Origin of the sequence: Streptomyces sp. NPDC050534, assembly GCF_044457745.1 — a bacterium.
Classification (GTDB): domain Bacteria; phylum Actinomycetota; class Actinomycetes; order Streptomycetales; family Streptomycetaceae; genus Streptomyces.
In genome coordinates, this window is sequence record NZ_JBITHF010000029.1 from 14,937 (window position 1) to 33,942 (window position 19,006).

General features: G+C 68.9%; 18 protein-coding genes and 4 pseudogenes. 13 read left to right on the forward strand and 9 right to left on the reverse strand.

The window, feature by feature from the left end; all coding sequences use genetic code 11:
- Positions 1-18 precede the first annotated feature (18 nt).
- The 4 genes from ACIBN2_RS46290 to ACIBN2_RS46305 all read left to right on the forward strand — a co-directional run bounded on the left by ACIBN2_RS46290 (position 19) and on the right by ACIBN2_RS46305 (position 3,922).
- Complete coding sequence (locus ACIBN2_RS46290; protein WP_399143822.1) at positions 19-351, forward strand: hypothetical protein; 333 nt, start codon at positions 19-21, stop codon at positions 349-351.
- Positions 348-1,661, forward strand: coding sequence for a family 43 glycosylhydrolase (locus tag ACIBN2_RS46295; RefSeq protein ID WP_399143823.1), 1,314 nt, complete (start codon positions 348-350; stop codon positions 1,659-1,661). Before ACIBN2_RS46290 ends, ACIBN2_RS46295 begins: the two co-directional genes overlap by 4 nt.
- A 117-nt stretch (positions 1,662-1,778) precedes the next feature.
- Positions 1,779-3,272 carry a sulfatase-like hydrolase/transferase gene (locus tag ACIBN2_RS46300; RefSeq protein WP_399143824.1) on the forward strand — a complete coding sequence of 498 codons (1,494 nt, stop codon included), beginning with the start codon at positions 1,779-1,781 and terminating at the stop codon, positions 3,270-3,272.
- Positions 3,269-3,922, forward strand: a complete 654-nt coding sequence (locus ACIBN2_RS46305; RefSeq protein WP_399143825.1) for an N-acetylmuramoyl-L-alanine amidase — start codon at positions 3,269-3,271, stop codon at positions 3,920-3,922. The genes ACIBN2_RS46300 and ACIBN2_RS46305 overlap by 4 nt, the downstream gene beginning before the upstream one ends.
- A gap of 834 nt (positions 3,923-4,756) precedes the next feature.
- Here ACIBN2_RS46305 and ACIBN2_RS46310 read toward each other — a convergent pair.
- Positions 4,757-6,022: an ROK family transcriptional regulator gene (locus ACIBN2_RS46310; RefSeq protein ID WP_399143826.1), complete on the reverse strand. Its 1,266-nt coding sequence runs from the start codon at positions 6,020-6,022 to the stop codon at positions 4,757-4,759.
- Positions 6,023-6,460: 438 nt separating this feature from the next.
- Between ACIBN2_RS46310 and ACIBN2_RS46315 the strand changes: the two genes are divergently transcribed.
- The 4 genes and pseudogenes from ACIBN2_RS46315 (at position 6,461) to ACIBN2_RS46330 (ending at position 9,786) form a co-directional block, all read left to right on the forward strand.
- Positions 6,461-6,754: a hypothetical protein gene (locus ACIBN2_RS46315; protein WP_399143827.1), complete on the forward strand. Its 294-nt coding sequence runs from the start codon at positions 6,461-6,463 to the stop codon at positions 6,752-6,754.
- A gap of 3 nt (positions 6,755-6,757) precedes the next feature.
- Positions 6,758-8,113, forward strand: a complete 1,356-nt coding sequence (locus ACIBN2_RS46320; protein WP_399143828.1) for a family 43 glycosylhydrolase — start codon at positions 6,758-6,760, stop codon at positions 8,111-8,113.
- An 82-nt stretch (positions 8,114-8,195) separates the two neighbouring features.
- Positions 8,196-8,338: pseudogene (locus ACIBN2_RS46325) on the forward strand (MFS transporter); the annotation flags it as partial.
- A gap of 170 nt (positions 8,339-8,508) precedes the next feature.
- A complete protein-coding gene (locus ACIBN2_RS46330; RefSeq protein WP_399143829.1) occupies positions 8,509-9,786 on the forward strand; it encodes a hypothetical protein in 1,278 nt (425 codons plus the stop codon).
- On the opposite strand, the gene ACIBN2_RS46335 is transcribed toward ACIBN2_RS46330, so the two are convergent.
- Positions 9,708-10,310 carry a hypothetical protein gene (locus ACIBN2_RS46335; RefSeq protein WP_399143830.1) on the reverse strand — a complete coding sequence of 201 codons (603 nt, stop codon included), beginning with the start codon at positions 10,308-10,310 and terminating at the stop codon, positions 9,708-9,710. The genes ACIBN2_RS46330 and ACIBN2_RS46335 overlap by 79 nt on opposite strands.
- Positions 10,311-10,348: 38 nt before the next feature.
- On the opposite strand from ACIBN2_RS46335, the gene ACIBN2_RS46340 reads away from it, so the two are divergent.
- Positions 10,349-10,900 (forward strand): hypothetical protein, encoded by a 552-nt coding sequence (locus ACIBN2_RS46340; protein WP_399143831.1) that lies wholly within the window; start codon positions 10,349-10,351, stop codon positions 10,898-10,900.
- A gap of 167 nt (positions 10,901-11,067) precedes the next feature.
- On the opposite strand, the gene ACIBN2_RS46345 is transcribed toward ACIBN2_RS46340, so the two are convergent.
- From ACIBN2_RS46345 to ACIBN2_RS46355, 3 genes are all read right to left on the reverse strand, one after another.
- A complete protein-coding gene (locus ACIBN2_RS46345) occupies positions 11,068-11,904 on the reverse strand; it encodes a hypothetical protein (RefSeq protein ID WP_399143832.1) in 837 nt (278 codons plus the stop codon).
- A 749-nt stretch (positions 11,905-12,653) separates the two neighbouring features.
- Complete coding sequence (locus tag ACIBN2_RS46350; RefSeq protein WP_399143833.1) at positions 12,654-13,958, reverse strand: hypothetical protein; 1,305 nt, start codon at positions 13,956-13,958, stop codon at positions 12,654-12,656.
- Positions 13,948-14,262 carry a lyase family protein gene (locus ACIBN2_RS46355; protein ID WP_399143834.1) on the reverse strand — a complete coding sequence of 105 codons (315 nt, stop codon included), beginning with the start codon at positions 14,260-14,262 and terminating at the stop codon, positions 13,948-13,950. Before ACIBN2_RS46355 ends, ACIBN2_RS46350 begins: the two co-directional genes overlap by 11 nt.
- Here ACIBN2_RS46355 and ACIBN2_RS46360 point away from each other — a divergent pair.
- Positions 14,225-14,377, forward strand: coding sequence for a hypothetical protein (locus ACIBN2_RS46360; RefSeq protein WP_399143841.1), 153 nt, complete (start codon positions 14,225-14,227; stop codon positions 14,375-14,377). The two genes, ACIBN2_RS46355 and ACIBN2_RS46360, sit on opposite strands and share 38 nt — an antisense overlap.
- 60 nt (positions 14,378-14,437) lie before the next feature.
- On the opposite strand, the pseudogene ACIBN2_RS46365 reads toward ACIBN2_RS46360, so the two are convergent.
- The 3 genes and pseudogenes from ACIBN2_RS46365 to ACIBN2_RS46375 form a co-directional block, all read right to left on the reverse strand.
- Positions 14,438-14,536 (reverse strand): annotated as a pseudogene (locus tag ACIBN2_RS46365) (IS5/IS1182 family transposase); the annotation flags it as partial.
- A gap of 16 nt (positions 14,537-14,552) precedes the next feature.
- Positions 14,553-15,278: a hypothetical protein gene (locus ACIBN2_RS46370; RefSeq protein ID WP_399143835.1), complete on the reverse strand. Its 726-nt coding sequence runs from the start codon at positions 15,276-15,278 to the stop codon at positions 14,553-14,555.
- Between the two features lie 536 nt (positions 15,279-15,814).
- On the reverse strand, positions 15,815-17,059 hold the full coding sequence (locus ACIBN2_RS46375) for an MFS transporter (RefSeq protein ID WP_399143836.1): 1,245 nt from the start codon (positions 17,057-17,059) through the stop codon (positions 15,815-15,817).
- Positions 17,060-17,199: 140 nt separating this feature from the next.
- Here ACIBN2_RS46375 and ACIBN2_RS46380 point away from each other — a divergent pair, with 140 nt between their 5' ends.
- Entirely contained in the window at positions 17,200-18,135 is a 936-nt protein-coding gene (locus tag ACIBN2_RS46380) for a LysR family transcriptional regulator (protein WP_399143837.1), read from the forward strand.
- 43 nt (positions 18,136-18,178) lie between these two features.
- On the opposite strand, the pseudogene ACIBN2_RS46385 reads toward ACIBN2_RS46380, so the two are convergent.
- Positions 18,179-18,385 (reverse strand): annotated as a pseudogene (locus ACIBN2_RS46385) (site-specific integrase); the annotation flags it as partial.
- On the opposite strand from ACIBN2_RS46385, the pseudogene ACIBN2_RS46390 reads away from it, so the two are divergent.
- Positions 18,374-18,478, forward strand: a pseudogene (locus tag ACIBN2_RS46390) (ATP-binding protein); the annotation flags it as partial. The pseudogenes ACIBN2_RS46385 and ACIBN2_RS46390 sit on opposite strands and share 12 nt — an antisense overlap.
- Before the next feature lie 97 nt (positions 18,479-18,575).
- Positions 18,576-18,929 (forward strand): barstar family protein, encoded by a 354-nt coding sequence (locus ACIBN2_RS46395; RefSeq protein ID WP_399143838.1) that lies wholly within the window; start codon positions 18,576-18,578, stop codon positions 18,927-18,929.
- Positions 18,930-19,006 lie beyond the last annotated feature (77 nt).

Below are 19,006 nucleotides of genomic sequence, written 5' to 3' on the forward strand. Positions count from 1 at the left end.
GTTCCCATGCTGTGCCGCATGCCTGAAAGTGACGGCACCCCGATACAAACCGGCCGACGGCACGAGGCACTCGTGCTCGAACTGCTGCACCGACACGGTCCGCTCAGCAGAGGCGGACTCCAGAACCTCAGCGGCCTGTCCAGAACGACCGTGTACGACGCGGTCGCCAGACTCGTGGTCGACGGCACTGTGGTGATCCACCGCGCCCCACTGGCTTGGCGCAGGCGCGGCCGCCCCGTGGAGCTGTTGACCGTCAACACCAGGACGACGACGGCGGTGCGCAGCGCGCCCGCCGCCGAGTCCGGACGAGCCGATGGCACGGACGACGACAAAGGAGATCGCGCACGATGACTTCGCACGCCCTGCCGAGAAGGTCGCTGCTGGCCGGAGCCGCCGGTCTCGCGGCCAGGGCCGCGCTGCCAGTCACCGCCGGCCCGGCCCGCGCCGCCGAGCCGCGGCACTTCCCGGCGAACTGGCCGGACCCCGAACCCTACGGCCTCGCCGACGACCGCCTGGACCTCCGGCCGCGCGACGACAACTCCCTCATCCTGCCGCTCGAGCTGCGCCCACGCGACGAGGAACTCGGGCGGGTCTGGATACGCGACTTCTACGTCAACTGTTTCCGGGTCGACGCTCGCCGCCCGCTCTACGTCGCCACCGGCACCACCCGGGTGCCCGGCCTCGACACCGCCGGCCCCTGGAACGACGGCATCTTCATGTGGACGTCCACCTCCCTGCGCGGCCCCTGGCGTCTGGCCGACACCACCGGCATCCGGCCGGGCACCGAGAAGGGCAAGGTCTGGTCGCCCGAGTTCGTCGACGAGAACCGGCCCGGGCGCACGGTCGTGGCCCCGTGGCAGGAGTACTGGTACGACGCCCTGTTCGGCAAGCGCGGCAACGTCTGGGCGCCGGAGGTGCACTACTTCCGCGGCACCTGGTACATCGTCGCCTGCATGGGCGACCGCGCGCACAAGGTCGGCTCGTTCCTGCTGGTGAGCGACGGGGGCGTCGAGGGTCCGTACCGGCTCGCCGAGGGCAACCTCGACAAGCCGTTCGGCGATCCGCTGCCCGACGCGCCGTACATCGGTCACGGAGCGCGGTACCACATCGACGGCAGCATGTTCACCGAGGGCGACAACGCCTGGCTGGTGCTGCACAACAACGTGTACGCCCCGTTCCGGGACGACATGGAGGACATCGTCCCGACGACGAACCTCCCGGCGTTCCAGCAGCAGCCCTACAGCCCCGAGCCGTACCTGGAGGGCGCCTACGTCTTCAAGCACGGCGGCAAGTACTTCCTGGTGCAGGCCGCGTGGGACCGCACCTCGACGGCCGCCGACGGCCGCATCCGCCACGCCTACAGCGGCGGCGGGACGCAGTACCAGTACGACGCGGTCGTCGCCGTCGCCGACCGCCTGGAGGGCCCGTACTCCCGGCGCTGGACCGCGGCTGTGGGCGGCGGCCACAACAGCGTCTTCGCGGACGAGGGCGGTCATCTGTGGGCGACCTTCTTCCGCAACCCGAGCTTCGGCTACTGGGCCGACCCGACGCGCATCGCCGACGCCGCGGTGCCCGGCGTCGTCCGCCTGGAGTGGACCGGCCCGCAGGGCAACCGCCTCTACGTCCAGCGACAGAGCCGAGGCCAGGACATCGGCGGGTGAAGGCCCAGGGCGACGCGATCCCCCCCAGCGAGGCGTCGACGGACGTCACGCACGGGCGGGTTGACCCGCGTCCCCGCCCCATTGCCCCGAACGCGTTGTCCACTGGAAGGGAACACTGTGACCTGCCCGACCGCTCCGAACATCGTCTTCTGCATGTCCGATCAGGTCCGCGCCGACTTCACCAAGGGCGTGGGCTTCGAACTCGACACGATGCCCTTTCTCGACTCCCTCGCCACCCAGGGCACCCGCTTCCGCCGCGCGTACACCACGGCTCCGGCCTGCGTCCCGGCGCGCACCAGCCTGCTGACCGGCAGATGGCCCAGCACCCACCGCGTCCGGCAGAACTCCAACACCGACACGACGCAGGTGTCACGCGGCGACGACCTGGTCGATGTCCTGCGCGGCGCCGGCTACCAACTGTTCTACGCGGGCAAGACGCACATGTACCGGGACAACCCGGCGGAGTACGACGCCTTCTCCGAGTACGGGCACACTAAGGCGCCGGACAACACCACCGAGCAGCGGGCCTTCACCGCCTATCTGAACTCCATCGACATGGGCCCGACGACGGCGCCCACGCCGTTCCCGGCGCAGCAGCAGTACCCGTACCGGATCGTCTCCGACGCCATCCAGCAGATCGACGCGCGGGACCCCGACAAGCCGTTCTTCGCCTTCGTCTCCACCCCCGAGCCGCACAACCCGTACCAGGTGTCGGAGCCGTACTACTCGATGTTCTCCGAGGACGAGATCCCGGAGCGGCTCACCGGCCCGGCGGACGCGGAGGCCAAGGGCGGCGCCTACAAGTGGCTGCGCGACCTCGTGGAGGAGAAGCGCCCTGGCTACGACGGCCTCTGGCGCCGCTACCGTGCCACCTACTGCGGCATGCTCCGCCTCATCGACGACCAGTGGCGCCGGCTCGTCGACCACCTCAAGGAACAGGGGCTGTACGAGAACACCCTGCTGATCTTCCTCGCCGACCACGGCGACTACACCGCCGAGTACGGCCTGCAGCGCAAGGGCGCCGGCATCCCCGAGGTCCTGGCGAACGTGCCCGTGATCGTGCACGGCTGCGGCATCAAGGTGCAGGACAACAAGACGGACTTCGTCTCGATCGCCGATATCCTGCCCACGGTGTGCGAGGCGATCGGCCGCCCCATCCCGCTGGGCGTCCAGGGCCGCAGCCTGTGGCAGATGCTCACCGGCCCCGACTACCCTGCCGCGGAGTTCGCCGACATCGTCACCGAGCGCGGCTTCGGCGGCCTGCCCTACCCCGCCGACGCCCGGCCGCCGCTTCACTTCCCCTACCAGGGCAGCAGGTACGACGAGCTGAACAGCGTGACGCAGAGTGGTTCGTCGCGGATGCTCCGGCACGACCACTGGAAGCTCTACGAGCATGTCGGCCACGTGGGTGAGCTCTACGACCTCGACAAGGATCCGATGGAGCTGCACAACCGCTGGGACGATCCGAGCCTGCGCAAGGTCAAGGCCGATCTCATGCAGCGGCTGCAGCGATGGGCGGTCCGGCTCACCGACGACCTCCCCAAAGGCGTCTACGAGCCCAGGCTCGCCCAGCACAACTGGTACCGGACCTCGGAGGATGACGGAGCATGACCGGACTTAACCACCTCGGCGACGCCAACCAGCAGGCCGACCCGTCGCGCCGTACGGTCCTGCGCGGTGCGGCCGCCGTGACCCTGGCCACGGCGGCGACCGCGGCTGCCAGCGGGACCGCTTCCGCGGCCGGCGGCTCGTCTGCCGCGGTCGTCGACCACCCGGGCGCCCAGTGGCTGCCCGCCGCCCGCACCAACTTCCGCACCGCGCAACGTCCTCACAGCCATCCGATCGACTACGTGCTCATCCACGTGACGCAGGAGCACTTCGACGACGCCGTCACCGTCTTCCAGAAGCCCGGCCGCAAGACCTCGGCCCACTACGTGGTCCGTTCGGCGGACGGCCACGTCGGGCAGTGTGTAAGGGAGAAGGACATCGCCTGGCACGCCGGTCACCCCGACTACGACGACCGCAGCATCGGCATCACCCACGAGGGCTGGGTCAACTCCACCCGCTGGTTCACCGAGCAGATGTACGCCGCGTCCGCGGCGCTCACCGCCGCCGTGTGCGTCCGCTACGCCATTCCCGTCGACCGCACCCACATCCTGGGCCACCACCAGGTGCCCGGCACCACCCACACCGACCCTGGGGCCAACTGGGACTGGGAGCACTATCTCGAACTGGTGCGCCAGGTGAAAACCGCGAGCTGAGCATGTTCAGTGGGCGGTAGAAGGGAGCGCGGCGCGGCCTTCCTGGTGATGGGACGGAGTGCCACACCCGGTTGCGCAGCGCCGCGAACTGGGGGCCGAGGAGGAACTCGAACTCCTCGTTGCACTCACGTAGTTGTTCCTGGAGCTTGACCCGGGTCGGCGCGTCCGGGGCCCGAACGGCTTGTCCACGGCAGGACGGAGGGGGCGTCGGCGAAGCGTTGCAGCCCCACCGGCTCCATGAAGTACTCGGCCCGGCTTCGTCGTTTCCGCTTGGGGACGCCCGTGGACCGGAGGCCGAACTTCACGATCTGACGTATCGTCAGCCACGGGAAGAGGGCGTACCACTGGAAGATCACGCCGCGTGCGGGCCCCAGCCCACAGACCGGGGCACCGTCCACCACGGCTTGGCCAGCGGTGGGGGGTCTCCAGCCCGGCAGGAGTTCATCAGGGTGCTCTTGCCGCAGCCCGAGGGCCCGACGACAGTGCCGCACTCGTGGTCCGCGATTGTCGAGCGAGCCGTTGTCCAGGGCGGTGAAGGTCTCGCGACCCAGGTGGCACGTCTTGGTGACGTCCTGCACCCGTTGCTGATCAGCGTCCCAGCCCGGGAGACGACCTGCGGTGGCGTCGGCAGCGTGAAGCCCGCGACAGCCCAGCCGGCACCCACCACAGCCCGATGCCCAGCAGGACGAACACGGCGTTCAGGACCGGGAGCAGCCCGCGGTGGCCCGCCGACTCACAGCCCCGGCGTTCTTGGGGCCGCCCTGGGCACCGGAGTCGGCCGACCCGCCCCGCGTCTCGTGAGGCACGGGGTCTCGCTGGTCGGCACCCTGCTTGTCAAGAACGGACTTGGGCGGCACTTCCTGGGGTCGGGGCGGATGCATCGGAACGGTCCTTCACGTCGGCGGTTTCGGGGTACTTCGCCAGAAGGGGGGAGTTGTGGAAGACGGCTGCGAGCGCGCCGAGGGCGCCGTCCTCGTCCGAGAGCCGCGCGGCCTCGACGACGGGACCGGCCGCCGCGATCGGGAAGAGTTCGCCGGCGAGAGTGGCGGCCACCTGATCCACCATCACGGGTGACAGCCGGGCGATATCTCCGCCGACGACCACCTTCGCCGGGTTCAGGACCATCGTCGCGGCTCCCAGGACCCGTCCCAGCGCCGCTGCCGCCTCCCGCAGCACGCGTTCCGCGACGGGGTGCCGGCGGGACACGGCCTCCGCCAGGGCCTCGGGGCCGTCCAGGTGCAGACCGAACTCCCAGCAGGTGGCGAGGATGCCTGGCGCCGAGGCCACGGTCTCCAGGCATCCGCGCTTGCCGCATCGGCACGGACGGCCCACCGGTTCGACGGTCACATGCCCGAGTTCGCCCGCCAGCCCGGTGGAGCCGGTGACCAGCTGGCCGCCGATGACGAGCCCGCCGCCCACACCGTCGGCCAGGCGCACGTACAGCAGATCGGCGACGCTGTCGGCGCCGGTGATCGCCTCGGCGAGAGCGGCCAGGCGGGTGTTGTTGTCGACGATCACGGGCGCGTCGAAGCGTTCGGCGAAGGCGGCGTCGACCCCGTCCGGAGCCGGTCGCAGAATCGTCGCGCCCGTGGTGGTGCGGGGCCAGGCGACCTCTTCAGGCGCCGGATAGGGACCCGGGACGCCGATGCCGATGCCCTGAAGTGCCCCGTAGCGGACGCCGGCTTGGGAGCCCAGCCGGTCGACGAGTGCCAGGGCGAGCTCGGTGCGTGTCTGCCAGGACGCCGTGTCGTCGTAGCGGACCGACCCCGAGACCATGATCTCGTGCGAAGCGTCGGCGACGGCGACGTGGACCCGCCGGTGCCCGAAGTCGACGCCCATGAACTGCGCCGACGCGGGGTCGAGCGCGAGGCGCTCGGCCGGCCGTCCGCTGCCCCGTCGGTGGGTGGCGTCCTTGTCCAGGACGACGATGGCCCCTCGTTGGAGGAGGTTGCCGGTGATCTCGGAGAGGGTCGTGCGGGACAGCCCGACGACCTGGGCGATCTCGCCGCGGCTCATGACACCGTTCGCCTGGAGTGCGCGCAGCACGCGGTCTTCATGGGTCCGCCTCACCAGGGCGTGCGCTCCTGCGGGCTTCTGCATACAGGTCAAGGTAGGAAGGCCGAGGTATTTCGTCAACGCTCCGGCAAAAGCAAACGGCAAAATCCTCACACGCGGCAGTGCGGCTCGCCCGGTCCACCCGGCGGAGGAGGCCCAAGGTTCCGGTTCTGGCAATGCCGTGAACAGCGGCAACGTTCGTTCGGCACATGCGTCTTTGAAGCGCCCGGGCGGACCACGGTCAGTACCTCTGCACCTCCGCCTGATCTCTGCCGGGCCGGCGGTGCACGTGCGCCATTGTGTGCAGCTTGTCCGGGAGGGTCGCGCGCGTTATGCAATCTTGACGTAGCAGGCGGGGAGCTCGCACACCTCCTTGACGTGCAGAAACACCCTGTCGGATGGGCTACGGCGGGGAGGGAGGTCGTCCGGATTATTTATCCGGACTGTTGACCTAATGAGGCGGTCGTTTGAATGCTGTGCGGCATGCCAACCAGGGACCTTCCTCCGAGACGTAGTGGATCGGAGCACGAGGTGCTGTTGGAACTGCTGTGCCGGCACGGCCCGCTCGACCGGAGCGGGCTCCGGGAGCTCACCGGATCCTCCCGGACGACCCTGTACGACACCGTCGCGGACTTCGTCGACGACGGCGCCGTGGTCGTCAGCAGGTCCGGATGCACGCGTCGCGGCCGGGGCCGGCCGGCAGAAGAACCGACCCTCGGCCCAGGGACGGCAGGAGCGATCGGCTCGGCCGCATCCCGCACAACGAAGGAGATGTGACTGATGACCGGATTTGACAAGGACGGAATGCGCAGGCGGTCCCTACTGGCCGGTGCCATCGGGCTGGGAGCCGCTGCCGCCCTGCCGATGAACGCCGCCCACGCGGTGTCCGATCCGGCAGCGGCGGCGTTGGGGTCCATGCGGCGCTACCCGCCGAACTGGCCCGACCTTAAGCCGTACGGCACCGCCGATACCCGGGTGGACCTGTGGCCCCGTGACGACAATTCCTACATCCTTCCACTCGAACTGCGCCCCCGTGACAAGGACCGCGGAGTGGTGTGGATGCGGGACGTCTACGTCAACTGCTTCCAGGACCACGGCAGCGGTGCCCCCCTCTACGTCGCCACCGGCACCACCCGCGCGCCCGGGCTCAGCATCGCCGCCCCCTGGAACGACGGCATCTTCCTGTGGGTAGCGCACTCCCTCACGGGGCCGTGGCGGCTGATCGACACCACCGGGATCCGGCCCGGTGCCGAGAAGGGCAAGGTGTGGTCGTCCGAGTTCGTCGACGAGAACACGACCGGTCGGACCGTCGTCGCACCGTGGCAGGAATACTGGTACGACGACATGTTCGGCAAGCGCGGCGAGGTCTGGGCGCCGGAGGTGCACCGCTTCAACGGGAAGTGGTACATCGTGGCCTGCATGGGCGACCACTCCCAGAAGGTCGGTTCGTTCATGCTCGTGAGCGAGGGCGGGTTGGAGGGCCCGTACCGGCTGATCGAGGGCAACGTCGACAAGCCCTTCGGTGACTCCTTCATCGGGGGACCGAACTTCATCAAGCCGGGCGCGTACTTCCACATCGACGGAAGCTTCTTCTCCGAGGACGACAACGCCTGGCTCGTACTGCACAACGACCTGTACGCCAAGTTCCGGCCGGACATGGAGGACATCGTCACGCCGACGAACCTCCCACTGTTCGCGCAGACGCCCTACACGCCCGATCCGTACCGCGAGGGCGTGTACGTCTTCAAGCACGGAGGCAAGTACTTCCTCTCCCAGGCCATCTGGGACCGGCAATGGACCGGCGCCGACGGCACCACACAGTCCGCCTACAACAAGGTGGCGGGCACGAAGCAGTACCAGTACGACTCGGTGCTCGCCGTCGCGGACCGCTTCGAGGGCCCGTACTCCGAGCGCTGGACCGCCGGTGTGGGGCTGGGTCACAACAACTTCTTCGTGGACCAGGACGGAGAGCTGTGGTCGACCTTCTTCCGCAACCCGAACCAGGGCTACTGGTCTGACCCGTCACGGATCGCCCAGGGGGCCGTCCCCGGTGTCGTCCGGATGGAATGGACGGGCCCGGCGGGCAACCGCGTCTACGTCAAGCGCCGGAACCTCGGGCAGACGATGAAGGGCTGACCGTCCACGCGGCGGCCGGCGGCGCGGGGTGCGGGGCACCCACGCCGTCACCGGTCCGTCATCGCGTGCTGCCCTTGAGGCAAGTCTCGTGGTCCTGCCGCTCTTCGCCGTCCTCACGCGCCATGCCGGTGCGGGCGAGTCGGGCATCCTTCGCGCGGTGAGACAGGCCCCGACCTGTTGCTCTCCCTCTTCGCCGGTGCGGGGGCGGACAGGTGGCGGACCCGGGGTCAGCTTCTGTGATCCCGAGCAAGGACAAGACCGCGCCAACCGGTTCGTCCAACGGCACACCGACGTACGCGAAGCCGGAGGCGGCAACGTGCCCTGAACAGCCGTTGCCCCCCGGGATGCGAGGGCTGTTTTCGCTGATGAAACCTAACGGAAGGGCAGGCGATCACATGCAGGGAAGTGGTACGGAATCCGGTGGTGGGCCGCAGCGCAAGTCGACGTCCCGGCGCGGGTTGCTCGGCCTGGCCACAGGCGCTGCGCTCGCGGCGGCCGGGTTGGCGGCCCGCAGCGCGGACGGCGGGCGCGACGCGGTGGCCGTGGCCGACGCCGGCGGTTCCTTCGGCGCGGTGCCGGCCGGTGCGGTCGTGAACCAGGTGACCGCGCCCCCCGCCTCGGGCGTCCTGGGCGCCAACTACAACGAGTCCTTGGACATGATCGACTACGCGGAGCTGGGCGCTGTCTCCGCCACCTGGATGCGTGGCTTCTACCTGATGTCCGACGCCGACTCGGGGGATCCGGCGACGCAGACGGGGATGGCGACGTTGCTGCAGGCGTCGTCCAACGGCTACGGCACGGTGCTCTCCACGAAGTTCCAGTACCACGACACTACGCTTCCAGCGCCGGGTACCGCGGCCATGGACACCGCCCTGACCCGGCTCGACAAGGTCCTGGTGGCGGTGCTCGGGAAAGTCGACATCGTCACCATCGGCAACGAGCCGTTCTACGAGACCAGTCAGGCGGACCGTACGGCCTCCGCCATCAACGATTTCTACGAGGCGCTGGCCCAGCACGCCATCCAGTACCGGAGCACGTACTTCGGCACGACCTGCAAGACCGTCTTCTACATGGGGGCGCTCAACGGCCTCGAGGACCCCGCCAACCAGGACGCGCAGACCGACCGCTGGATGACCTTCGTGGCCGGCAACGCTGATATCGCCGGTACGGACATCCACCCGCACGTGGCGGGCATCGACGCGGCGCAGAAGTACCTCGACTACATCCTGCCCTACCTCCGCGCGGACCAGACGTTCCTGGCCACCGAGTTCTCCCTGATCCAGCTCTGGAAGCAGCACATGAGCGACCCGGTGAACCCCTCGTTCGCAAGTGCCTACGGCATTCCGGCGGGCACGTTGGTGTGGCAGGTCATCCACGATGCCGCCAACAACCCCTTCACGGAGCAGAAGTGGAACGACTTCCTGCTCTCCAACACGTGGTTCGCCAACCACTCGACCTTCATCACGAACTGGATAGCGCGCATGCGCAACACCGGTAAACTAGCCGTGTCCAGCTACGGCATCACCGAGGGCGCGCCGATCCCCAACTTCGGTGCGAGCAGTGCCCCTTGGGTGCTCAACAGCATCTTCTGCCCCTACGTCTGCCAGATCGGGACGGGCGGCCTGCCCGGCCGCGACCGCACCTGGGCCTCCTCCTTCCGAGCCGCGCAGTAGGACCACCGGGCGGCTTCCCGGTCCTCGGCCTGACACCCGATCAGGGAAAGGCACCTGCGGGCGAGGCGACGCACTTCGCCCGCGGTGTTCGAGGAAGTCCGGTCGATCGAGCCGCCGGCGGGCCTGCCGGATGCCCGGTTGGCCGGGTGAGTGGCCGCCTGGCTCACGTGGGCGGCCTCCTGCGGCAGATGGCCGGCCTGCGATGTGATGGTGAGGTGTTTTAAGACGGCGTAGTCGTCGCAGCCGGCCAGGGCGTCGCCGTAGGCGAAGGTCACCTCGCGCTGTCCTGGTGCTCCCTCGGTCTTGAAGGCCTCGTGGACGATCCCGGCGTCGCCCAGTGCCTCGCCGAGGGCTTGGAAGAGGTCGCTGACGGCGGGCGGGTGTTGCAGTGCGTAGTCGAGGTTGGTGCTCCACGCGGGTTCGCGGCCGGACGGCCCGTCCGTGTAGAGGACGAATTCGGCTTCCACGCCCGCTTTCACCTGGTAGCCCAGTGCGCGCAGGCGCAGTAGTTGGGTGGCCAGCATGTGGCGGGGGGGGCTACGGCGACGGGGGTGGCGTCGTCGTGGACGGATGTTTGGGCGGGGACCGGATGGTCCGCGTCACCGGCGACGCCACTCCGGGCGCCCCGGCCACGGGCCCCGCGCTGACCGACGGCCGCCTGGCGCTCCCGAACTGGACGGCCGACCGCCAACTCGCCCTCGACGTGGACCAACGCCAGCGCAAACTCGGCCCAGACACGGCCGGCGCCGCCGCGGCGAACACCGGGCGCGGCGGACGTTCGCTCCCGCTGCCGTACATCGCGGCAGGGGCAGACGGAGCCCCGGCTCGCATCAAGGTCACAATCTCCGCCCTGACACTGGACGCCGAACTGATCCCCGCCCCAGACGGCACAACGGTCCAACTGCGGCTCCTCACCCGTCTCAAACTCCCCGCCGGCCGCCACCCGGTCACCCTCCCGAAGACGGACACCCCGGTCGCATACGCCGTCGTCCGCGACGGCGCCCTGCTCCGCCTGGAGGGCACGGCCTACGAGTCCCGCACCGGGCGCCGACTCCTCGACTCGGTCGCGGACAACGTGCAAGTACGGCGGGTACGGCGGCGGTTGAGCCGCTGAGCGCTCTGCGGGCTGTGCCGATCTGCGACCCCGCAGCCGGGCCACCATGGGCCGCCGATCGTCTGCCTGTCGTGGCTGGTCGCGCAGTCCCCCGCGGACCCGGGGGTCGGCAAACGGTTCACGAGTCCGCCCAGTCGGCGCCCTACAGCACGATTGCCCCATCCCGTTCAGGCGGCGTGGCGCGCGGTTTGCTGCGGGTGTCCGACGTCCTCCCGGGGCGCCGCCCGATACACCACCAGGCCGAGGATGACACTGAGGAACAGCGCGCTCGTGACGGCGGTGCCCAGCCCGAGGCCGCCGTCACGGTTGGGCTGCGAGAGGTAGCCGCCGACGGACGCGCCGAGCGAGTGAATGAGGACGTAGGCGATCCAGAAGCTCCACACCGCGTCCAGGTCAAGGGCAAAGTGCGCGAGGGCAACCGCGGCGATGACCAGGCCCAAGAGGAGCATGGACAACCAGTAGCCAAAGTCCATCCGTTCGGAGACCAGGTCGCCTGCGGTCGTCCCGACGGCGAACGTGAACAGGACGGCGAGCCAGTAGAAGGACTCACGGCCCAGGGTGTCGATGCTGTGGATGGACAGCGTCCGCTCGCGCCAATACCAGGCCACGAAGACGACCACGAGGACGATCGCGAAGACGCTGGTGCTGGTCTCCAGCGGCACGCCCATGTCGCCGGTGAGATCGTTGCTGACCAACGTGTCGACGACGCTGATCAGCGCGACAGCCAGCCAGTACACGCCGGCACGGTAGGCAGTGGTGCGAACCCACACGGCCAGGACGATCGCCAGCAGGGCGCTGATGAACACGGACACACTGGTCAGGCCAAGCCCGGCCTTCTCCTCGAGCAAGTCGGCGGCAGTCTCGCCGACCGTCGCGCAGAGCACCGTGATGATCCAGAAGTAGACGGTGACCTCGGGCGCCTTGTTCCAGCGCAACCGGCTGCCGGAAGACGCCGCGGCTTCAACCGATGAAGCCGCCGTGAATCCTGAAGTCTCGTGTGCCATGAGGTCCGACCGTGTCACGGACTACCTGAACGCATCCTGACCGCCGCGCGGCATCCGCCACCCCGCCGTCCTCGCCCCGGCGGCAGGGTGCCGTGGCACCTTCCGGTCACGACCTTCAGTTCCGCCCTTGCCCGTCCGCCGTCTTCGAAGAGATCCACCCCGAACCCTCCACCTGCCACCGCCCCTTGACCAAGCCACGAAAAGGCTGCGTCGGGAGGCTCGGCCGGGCCGTCGTATGTCCTACGCCGCCCGATTCCAGGCCCCGTCCGCCAGCTGGGCCACATGTTTGCGCACCTCACCACCCTGCCGGCGGACTCGCCCTGAACTGGCAATCCCTCCGGTGAACAGTTCGCCCCTATGAGGGTGGGCAGCGGCCCGCACGGCCTCGCGGTCTATCCGCAGCCGGGCCGTTACCCCCTGGGTCACACCGTCAACTTCCACTGATGCAAGGGGGGCGCCGACCCGGGACTTTCAAAGGCATCACGGGCTGCGGCCGTACCCGGTGGGGACATGTGACAGGCTTCCGCGCGGCAAGCCGGTCCGCACCACGAGAGCGCGCCACAGCTCGGCGTGCCGCAGGAGGCGGTAGGGGTGGAGCAGACTTCGAACAGAGGAACGTCGGGGACGCGCAGCGGCTCGGGCGGCACCTGGGCGAAGGGGGGGTGCGCCGGCGATCATGCAGTCACGGTGCCTCGAAAGAGCGTGATTGGCGGCACTCCAGCGGGCGGAGTCGCCGCCAATCAGGTCCGTCAGCGCATATCGGTGAGGAGGGTGTTCAGTTCAGCCTCCTGCTGCGCCGGCGACATCGGCGGGTTGGGGTGGTCGATGCCGAAGGTCTTCAGGACCTGGTCCATCTGGGCGTCGAGGAACGTCCAGCCAGTATTGTCCAGCGGCTGCAACGTGGCTTGGTCGGCATCCCAGAGGTCTCGCAGCGACTGGGCAGCCGCGTGAGCCCCGGTCGCGTTTCCCGACTGTGCGTCCTTGAGCGAGGTCGATGCGAGTGTCCTCAGCGCGTCGACCTTCGTGGACGGGAACTTCTTCACGGCCTGGCCAGGGGCAAGGTGAACGGTGGAGGTGGCGTCGGTCTCCGGCGCCGGACCGACGTGCGGCTGGCTGTGCGCCCAGACCAGCAGGAATCCCGTGGCGACGGCGAGGAGGCCGAAGCCCGCCAGCGCGACGTGCTCCCTTTGCGGGTTGGCGGTGCTCTGCGGGGTGTGCGTGGCGTCGTAGGTCTCGCTCACATCGGAGCGCGTCACCGTCAGGTAGATGACGGTCGCCAGGATCAGGCCAAGGAAGATCAAGCTGGTGGTGAAGGTGCCCAGCGCGAGACCGGTCGGCTCGCCCGGCTGAGCGACCTTCGGGGAGCCGAGCCAGTCGCCGATGTTGGCGCCCAGCGGGCGGGTCAGGATGTAGGCGAGCCAGAAGGACAGCACCGGGTTCGCGCCAAACCGCCACAGCAGTGTGATCGCCGCGATGAGGCCGAGCGGCAGCAGCACCGAGACTCCCGGGCTCCAGCCGGTGAGCTCCAGGGTCCAGTCGCCGGTCGCGGTGCCAAGCGCGAAGGTGACGAGAACAGCCAGCCAGTAGAACGACTCACGCGGCAGCGTGGTGACCGAGTGGATCGACAGGGTGCGCTCGCGCAGCCACCAGGTGCCGAAGACCACCGCGAGCAAGACCGAGAACACGGCGGAACTGATCCACAACGGCACGTTGAGGTGATCGGTCAGGATGTCGGTGTACAGCGTGCCGGTGACGCTGACAACGACCACGGTCAGCCAGTACGGGAACGGGACGTACCGCTTGAGCCGCAGCTGGACGGCCAGGACCACGACGAACACCGCGGTGAAGATCCAGGCCGTGTTCACCAGGCCGACACCCAGCTTCATGTTGATCCAGTCGGCGAAGCTCTCACCGACGGTCGTGCACAGGATCTTGATCACCCAAAACCAGATGGTGACCTCGGGAACCTTGTTCAGCCGGAGGCGGTGTGCGTGGCGGGTGGGACCGTCCGTATCCCGCGCGGCTCCCGTTGTTTCGGAGAGTTCATAGGTCATGAGGCACAACCGTGCCAGCGGCTACCTGAACGCATCCTGACTGCGGCATGGCCGACGAGGAACTCACCAGCTCGTCGGGGAGCGAGATCAGGCCGACGGGCTGCGACGACCAGAAGACAGGCTCGGCTCCGAACCTCGAAAGGTCGAGGGCGACGGATGCGGCGGCGCCCGGAAAGTCGAGCGCAAAGCCCCGGTCCCCCACGCTTTCCAGGGAGTTCGCCGTTGGGCGATCGAATCCGAGAGCCTGGGCGACAGCGGTCCGGTCGATGGGGAAGCCGGTGCCGGCCAACGCGGCCGCTCCCATGGGGGATTCGTCCTGCAGCCACTCCCTCGACGCCCCGCTCGGCGCGCTGCGCGCCTGGGCGGAGACGCACATGGCGGCCATCGAACGCAACAACCTCACATACGTCCAGGCCTGAGGTCACCGACGTCCACCATCCGGCTTCGGGCGCGGCCAGCTCGTAGAGCGTCTGGACACCGAGGTGCCGACCTGTTGGGGTGGTCCGCCAGTACGCGGTGGCTAGGAGCACCCGGTCCTCCAGCAGCAGGCTCCAGAGCCGGCCCCTGCGCACAGGGTCCACCCTGCAGACCTGCCTATGCGGACTGCAACTCGCGAACGCGAGCGCGGAAGATGCGCCAGCGCCGCTCGTTGTCATGCACCAGCATCGCCGACTCCGCCATAAGGTCCGCCGCCCGGTCCAGCAGCTCGGAAGCCGAGTGCAGGTAGGCGGGGGCCTGCCGTTCACCTGCCAGGTCGGCCCGCAGTGCCGCCGGCGCGAAGTCGACCTTGGCCAGCAGGTCAAGGGCGCGCCGCAGCAGCCGCGCGATCAGGGACTGCAGTGCAGCCGACTGCCAGTCATTGGAAATGATCCGGTGCCGTTCCCCGAGCAGGTCGGCCAGCGCGGGGTAGACGGCCAGGCCCCCCGCGATCTCCCATGCCTGCTCCATCGCCTGAGCCAGCCAGGCACCCGACTGTTCGGCGTCATCCGCGACCTGTCGGACCTCACGCTTCAACCGTTGCAATTCGGCCGGCTCGCCCTCACCCTCCATGAACAGGACTCCCGACTCGGCGACGAGTCCGGGGGCATTCAGGTCCTCCGCACCAGTGAACCCGACCGACGACGCCAACTCACTCACGCTGACCTCGCTCCACCGGTCGGCCAGCGCCTTCAGCACCCGAGAGCGCGCCTGCAGTTCACTGGCCTGCCGCAGCGGCGCCTCAGAGTAGTACTCCTCATGCTCGCGATGGAACCGCGCGAGATTGCCGATCAACTGCAGGAGTGACTCAGGAGGGCTGATCCGCGCTTCGTTCTCGGCCATGCCGACAGTCTGCACCGCTCCCACGCACACAGATGTCGAGGCACACGCCTGCCGCAGCGTATTCCAGCCATCCGTCATACAGAGATCATTTGCGGGACAGCCCTTGGGGATGATCGGGGTCAGCCGGGTGCAGGTGCGGGGCGAGGTCGCGGCGCGCTTGGGTGGGCAGGGCAGTGGTGCGGGCGATCAGCCGCAGGTTGCCGGTGGCGTCGTGCCGCGCCGGCAGCAGTGTGGCCGGGAGGTCAGTGTCCCGATGATCGCGCCGATCAGTCCCTCGGTGTTGGTGCGCGAGCACTGGCGAAGCTCCGTCGTTCGGAAGCTGCAGTGTTCTCCTGGTGGTTGTCCGGGTTGCTGCCGGCGCTGCTCGTCCTGCGGGCGGGCCACCACACCTGGTGGGTGCGGCGGCCGTGGGTGGGATCGGCTCGCGTGCTGGGGCAGTGCTCACGCGCGTGTTCTCCTTGCTGGTGGTGTGCCTGGTCGACGCGGACGCGCACCGGCAGACCGACTGCGGCCTGCGGGTGGCAAGGTCTGGTGCCTCATGAATGGCTGCGGGACAGTTCCGGCTCGTGCTGCGACGTCTGGTCGGGCCGGGGAAGCAGGAGCGGTGTGGTCAGGATGAGCAGTCCTGCGACCGTGAGAGCGGTGCGTGGGCTGGTGACGTCGGCGAGCAGCCCGGCGAGTGCGGTGAGGACGGCGATGGACGCCTGCTGGCCGATCGACCAGGCCGACAGGGTGCGGGCGACGAGATGCTTGGGGGTGTGTTCGAGCCGGTAGGTGGCGAGCACCGGGCTGTACAGGCTCATGTTGATGATGATCGCCAGCTCGACGGCCATCACGGTCACGAGGCCGACGACGCCGGGACGGACGAAGGCCAGGCCGATCAGCCAGATGGCGCGCAGGGTCCCGACGGTCCGGAAGACCCAGTGCCGGCCGAAGCGGGCCACGACACGGCGGGCCAGCCGGGAGCCGATGAGCCCGCCGAGGCAGGGGGCGGCGAAGGCCAGGCCGTACTGCCAGGGCGGGAACCCGAGCTGGCGAAGCAGGAGCACCGCCAGCAGCGGCTCGGTGGCCATGATCAGCCCGCCGACGAGCATGTTGTTGAGGTAGAGCGCCCGCAGACCGGGGTGGCCCATGAGGTGTCGCCAGCCGTCGAGCAGTGCGCCCGCCCGGACCGGGCTCTTGTCGGTCGTCCTCGGCGCTTGCTCTCGGCCGCGGATCGCGGTGATGCCCAGCGCGGAGAGCAGGTAGCTGAGCGCGTCGGCCACCACGGTCGTGACCGGCCCGAACAGGCCGATCGCCGCCCCGCCCAGCGGCGGCCCGACCGCGATGGAGCTCCAGTTCGTGGACTCGAACCGCGCGTTTGCCACGAGCAGGTCATCCGGCCACACGAGGGCCTTGAGGTAAGCCCCGCTGGCCGCATTGAACGCGATCTTGGCTGCGGCGACCAGAGCCGAGACCACGAGCAGCTGGACGAAACTGAGCCACCCGAAGGCGTAGGCGACCGGGATCGTCGCCATGGCCGCAAACCGCGCCAGGTCCATCATGATCATGACTGGGCGTTTGCGCCGGAACTCCACCCACGGCGCGAGGGGCACCGCAATCAGCGCACCCACCGCAGGCCCCACCGCCGACAGCGCGGACACCTCAGCGGGTCCGGCATGCAGCACCAGCACGGCGATGAGCGGCAAAGCCCCGAACCCCAGCCCGGACCCATATGCGCTCACCGCATATGACGCCCACAGCCAGCCGAACTGCCGGCCCAACCGTCTCCTGCCCACCATGCTCAGCGCACTCCCCTTGAGGCCCCACCCGAACAAACTGACGTTGACCAGTGAGAGATAAGCGGGCATGGCAACAGCAGGTCAAACAACTGACCTGCCAGCAATCCACAACAATCAGTTGTTCACTAAGGTGGGTCGGCGTGGATCTCGAAGCAGTACGTACCTTCGTCGCCGTCGCGGAAGCGGGCCAGTTCCAGAAAGCCGCCGCCGACCTGTCGATCACCCAGCAGGCGGTCTCCAAGCGCATCGCCGCGCTGGAGCGCACCCTCGGCGTTCGGCTGTTCACCCGCATGCCGCGCGGCGCCGAGCTCACCATCGACGGGCAGGCGTTCCTGCCCCACGCACGCGAGCTGCTGCGCGTCGCCGAGCGTGCAGGCGCGTCCGTGCGCCCCGGCCGCCGTCCGCTGCGCGTCGACGTGATCGCCTCGCGCAGCGCGCAGTCGGGCCTGATGCGTGGCTTCCACCGCGCACACCCCGAGATCGACCTCGACGTGATGATGCTGTTCGACATCGAGACCGCCGTCACCGCCATCCGCTCCGGCACCATCGACGCCTCCTTCCGCGCCGTCGCCGCGCCCGGCCGACCCCTCCCCGAGGACATCGCCTCCGTCCGGGCCTTCGACGAGCCGCTCCAACTCCTCACCGGCCCCCGCCACGCACTGGCAGGCGCCCGCTCGGTCACCCTCGCCCAGCTCACCGGACACCGGATCTGGATGCCCGGCATCGCCCCCGGCACCGAATGGGCCGCCTACTACGACGACCTCGTCGCCGAGTTCGGCCTCACCATCGAGGCCACCGGTCCCAACTTCGGCTCCGACGCCCTCCTCGACACCATCTCCGACACCCCGGCCCTGGCCACCTTCATGGGCAAGCCCACCCGCCTCATCTGGCCCGCCGACCACGACCTGCGCCGCATCCCGGTCATCGACCCGACCCCGGTCTACCCGCACTCGCTCCTCTGGCACCGCGACAACCCCCACCCGGCGCTGGCCACCCTCCGCACCCACCTCGCCGCCACGACGGCCGACCACGACGCCGCCGGCACCTGGAGGCCGGGCTGGGTGATTCCGCGCTGAACGGCCCACCACCCACGCGGCCAGCCCTGTCAAGCGCAGACGGTCAACGGCGGGCGTCGCCGGAGGCGAGCAGGCCGGTCAGCTCGGAGATCGTCTCCGGGGAGGGCTTGAAGTAGCGACGGAGATTCTCCGGCCTCTTGTGCCAGGACCTCGCCATCAGCATCGACAGCGAGGCACCCTGCTCGCCGAGATGGGTCAGGGCGGAGTGGCAGTACTCGTGCAGGTCCCAGCCCGTACCCAGCCCGCGCAGGAACGGGCCGAGGCGAACCTGGTCTTCCAGGTCAACTCCAAGCGTTACGAGAAGGGCTCCATCATCCCGACCTCGAACAAGACCTTCAGCAAAGCGCACATGTTCAGGCGAACCGGTGCGAGGTGCTGCCTGAACAGCACGGGTTCAAAACGGATAGGCAGGCCGCCAGGCCGGACGTAGTCTGCGGGCTGTGACGGTGAGATATGTGTTGGACGGCAGCCAGGTCAAGACGCTTGAGGACTTCTGGCGTGTTGCCGGCGAGAGCATCGGCTGCGGTGGTTACTTCGGCCGGAACCTCGATGCCTTCGCAGACTGCCTCCACGGCGGCTTCGGGACACCGGACGACGGCGACTTCGTGATCGAGTGGCGTGACCACGAAGCTTCCCGTCAGAGCCTCGGACACCACGAAACTGCCCGTCAGCTTGAGATGTGGCTCGCCCGCTGTCATCCGACGAACAAGGACCGCATGGGCGCCAGGCTTGCAGAAGCCCGCGCTGGACGTGGCCCGACCGCCTTCGACTGGCTGTTGTCGGCGTACAAGTGATCGTGCGCCACCTCGTACGGAGGAATGTGCACCGTTTCCAGTGCGGTGATGAGGTGGAAACCGTGAGTCTGCTGCTG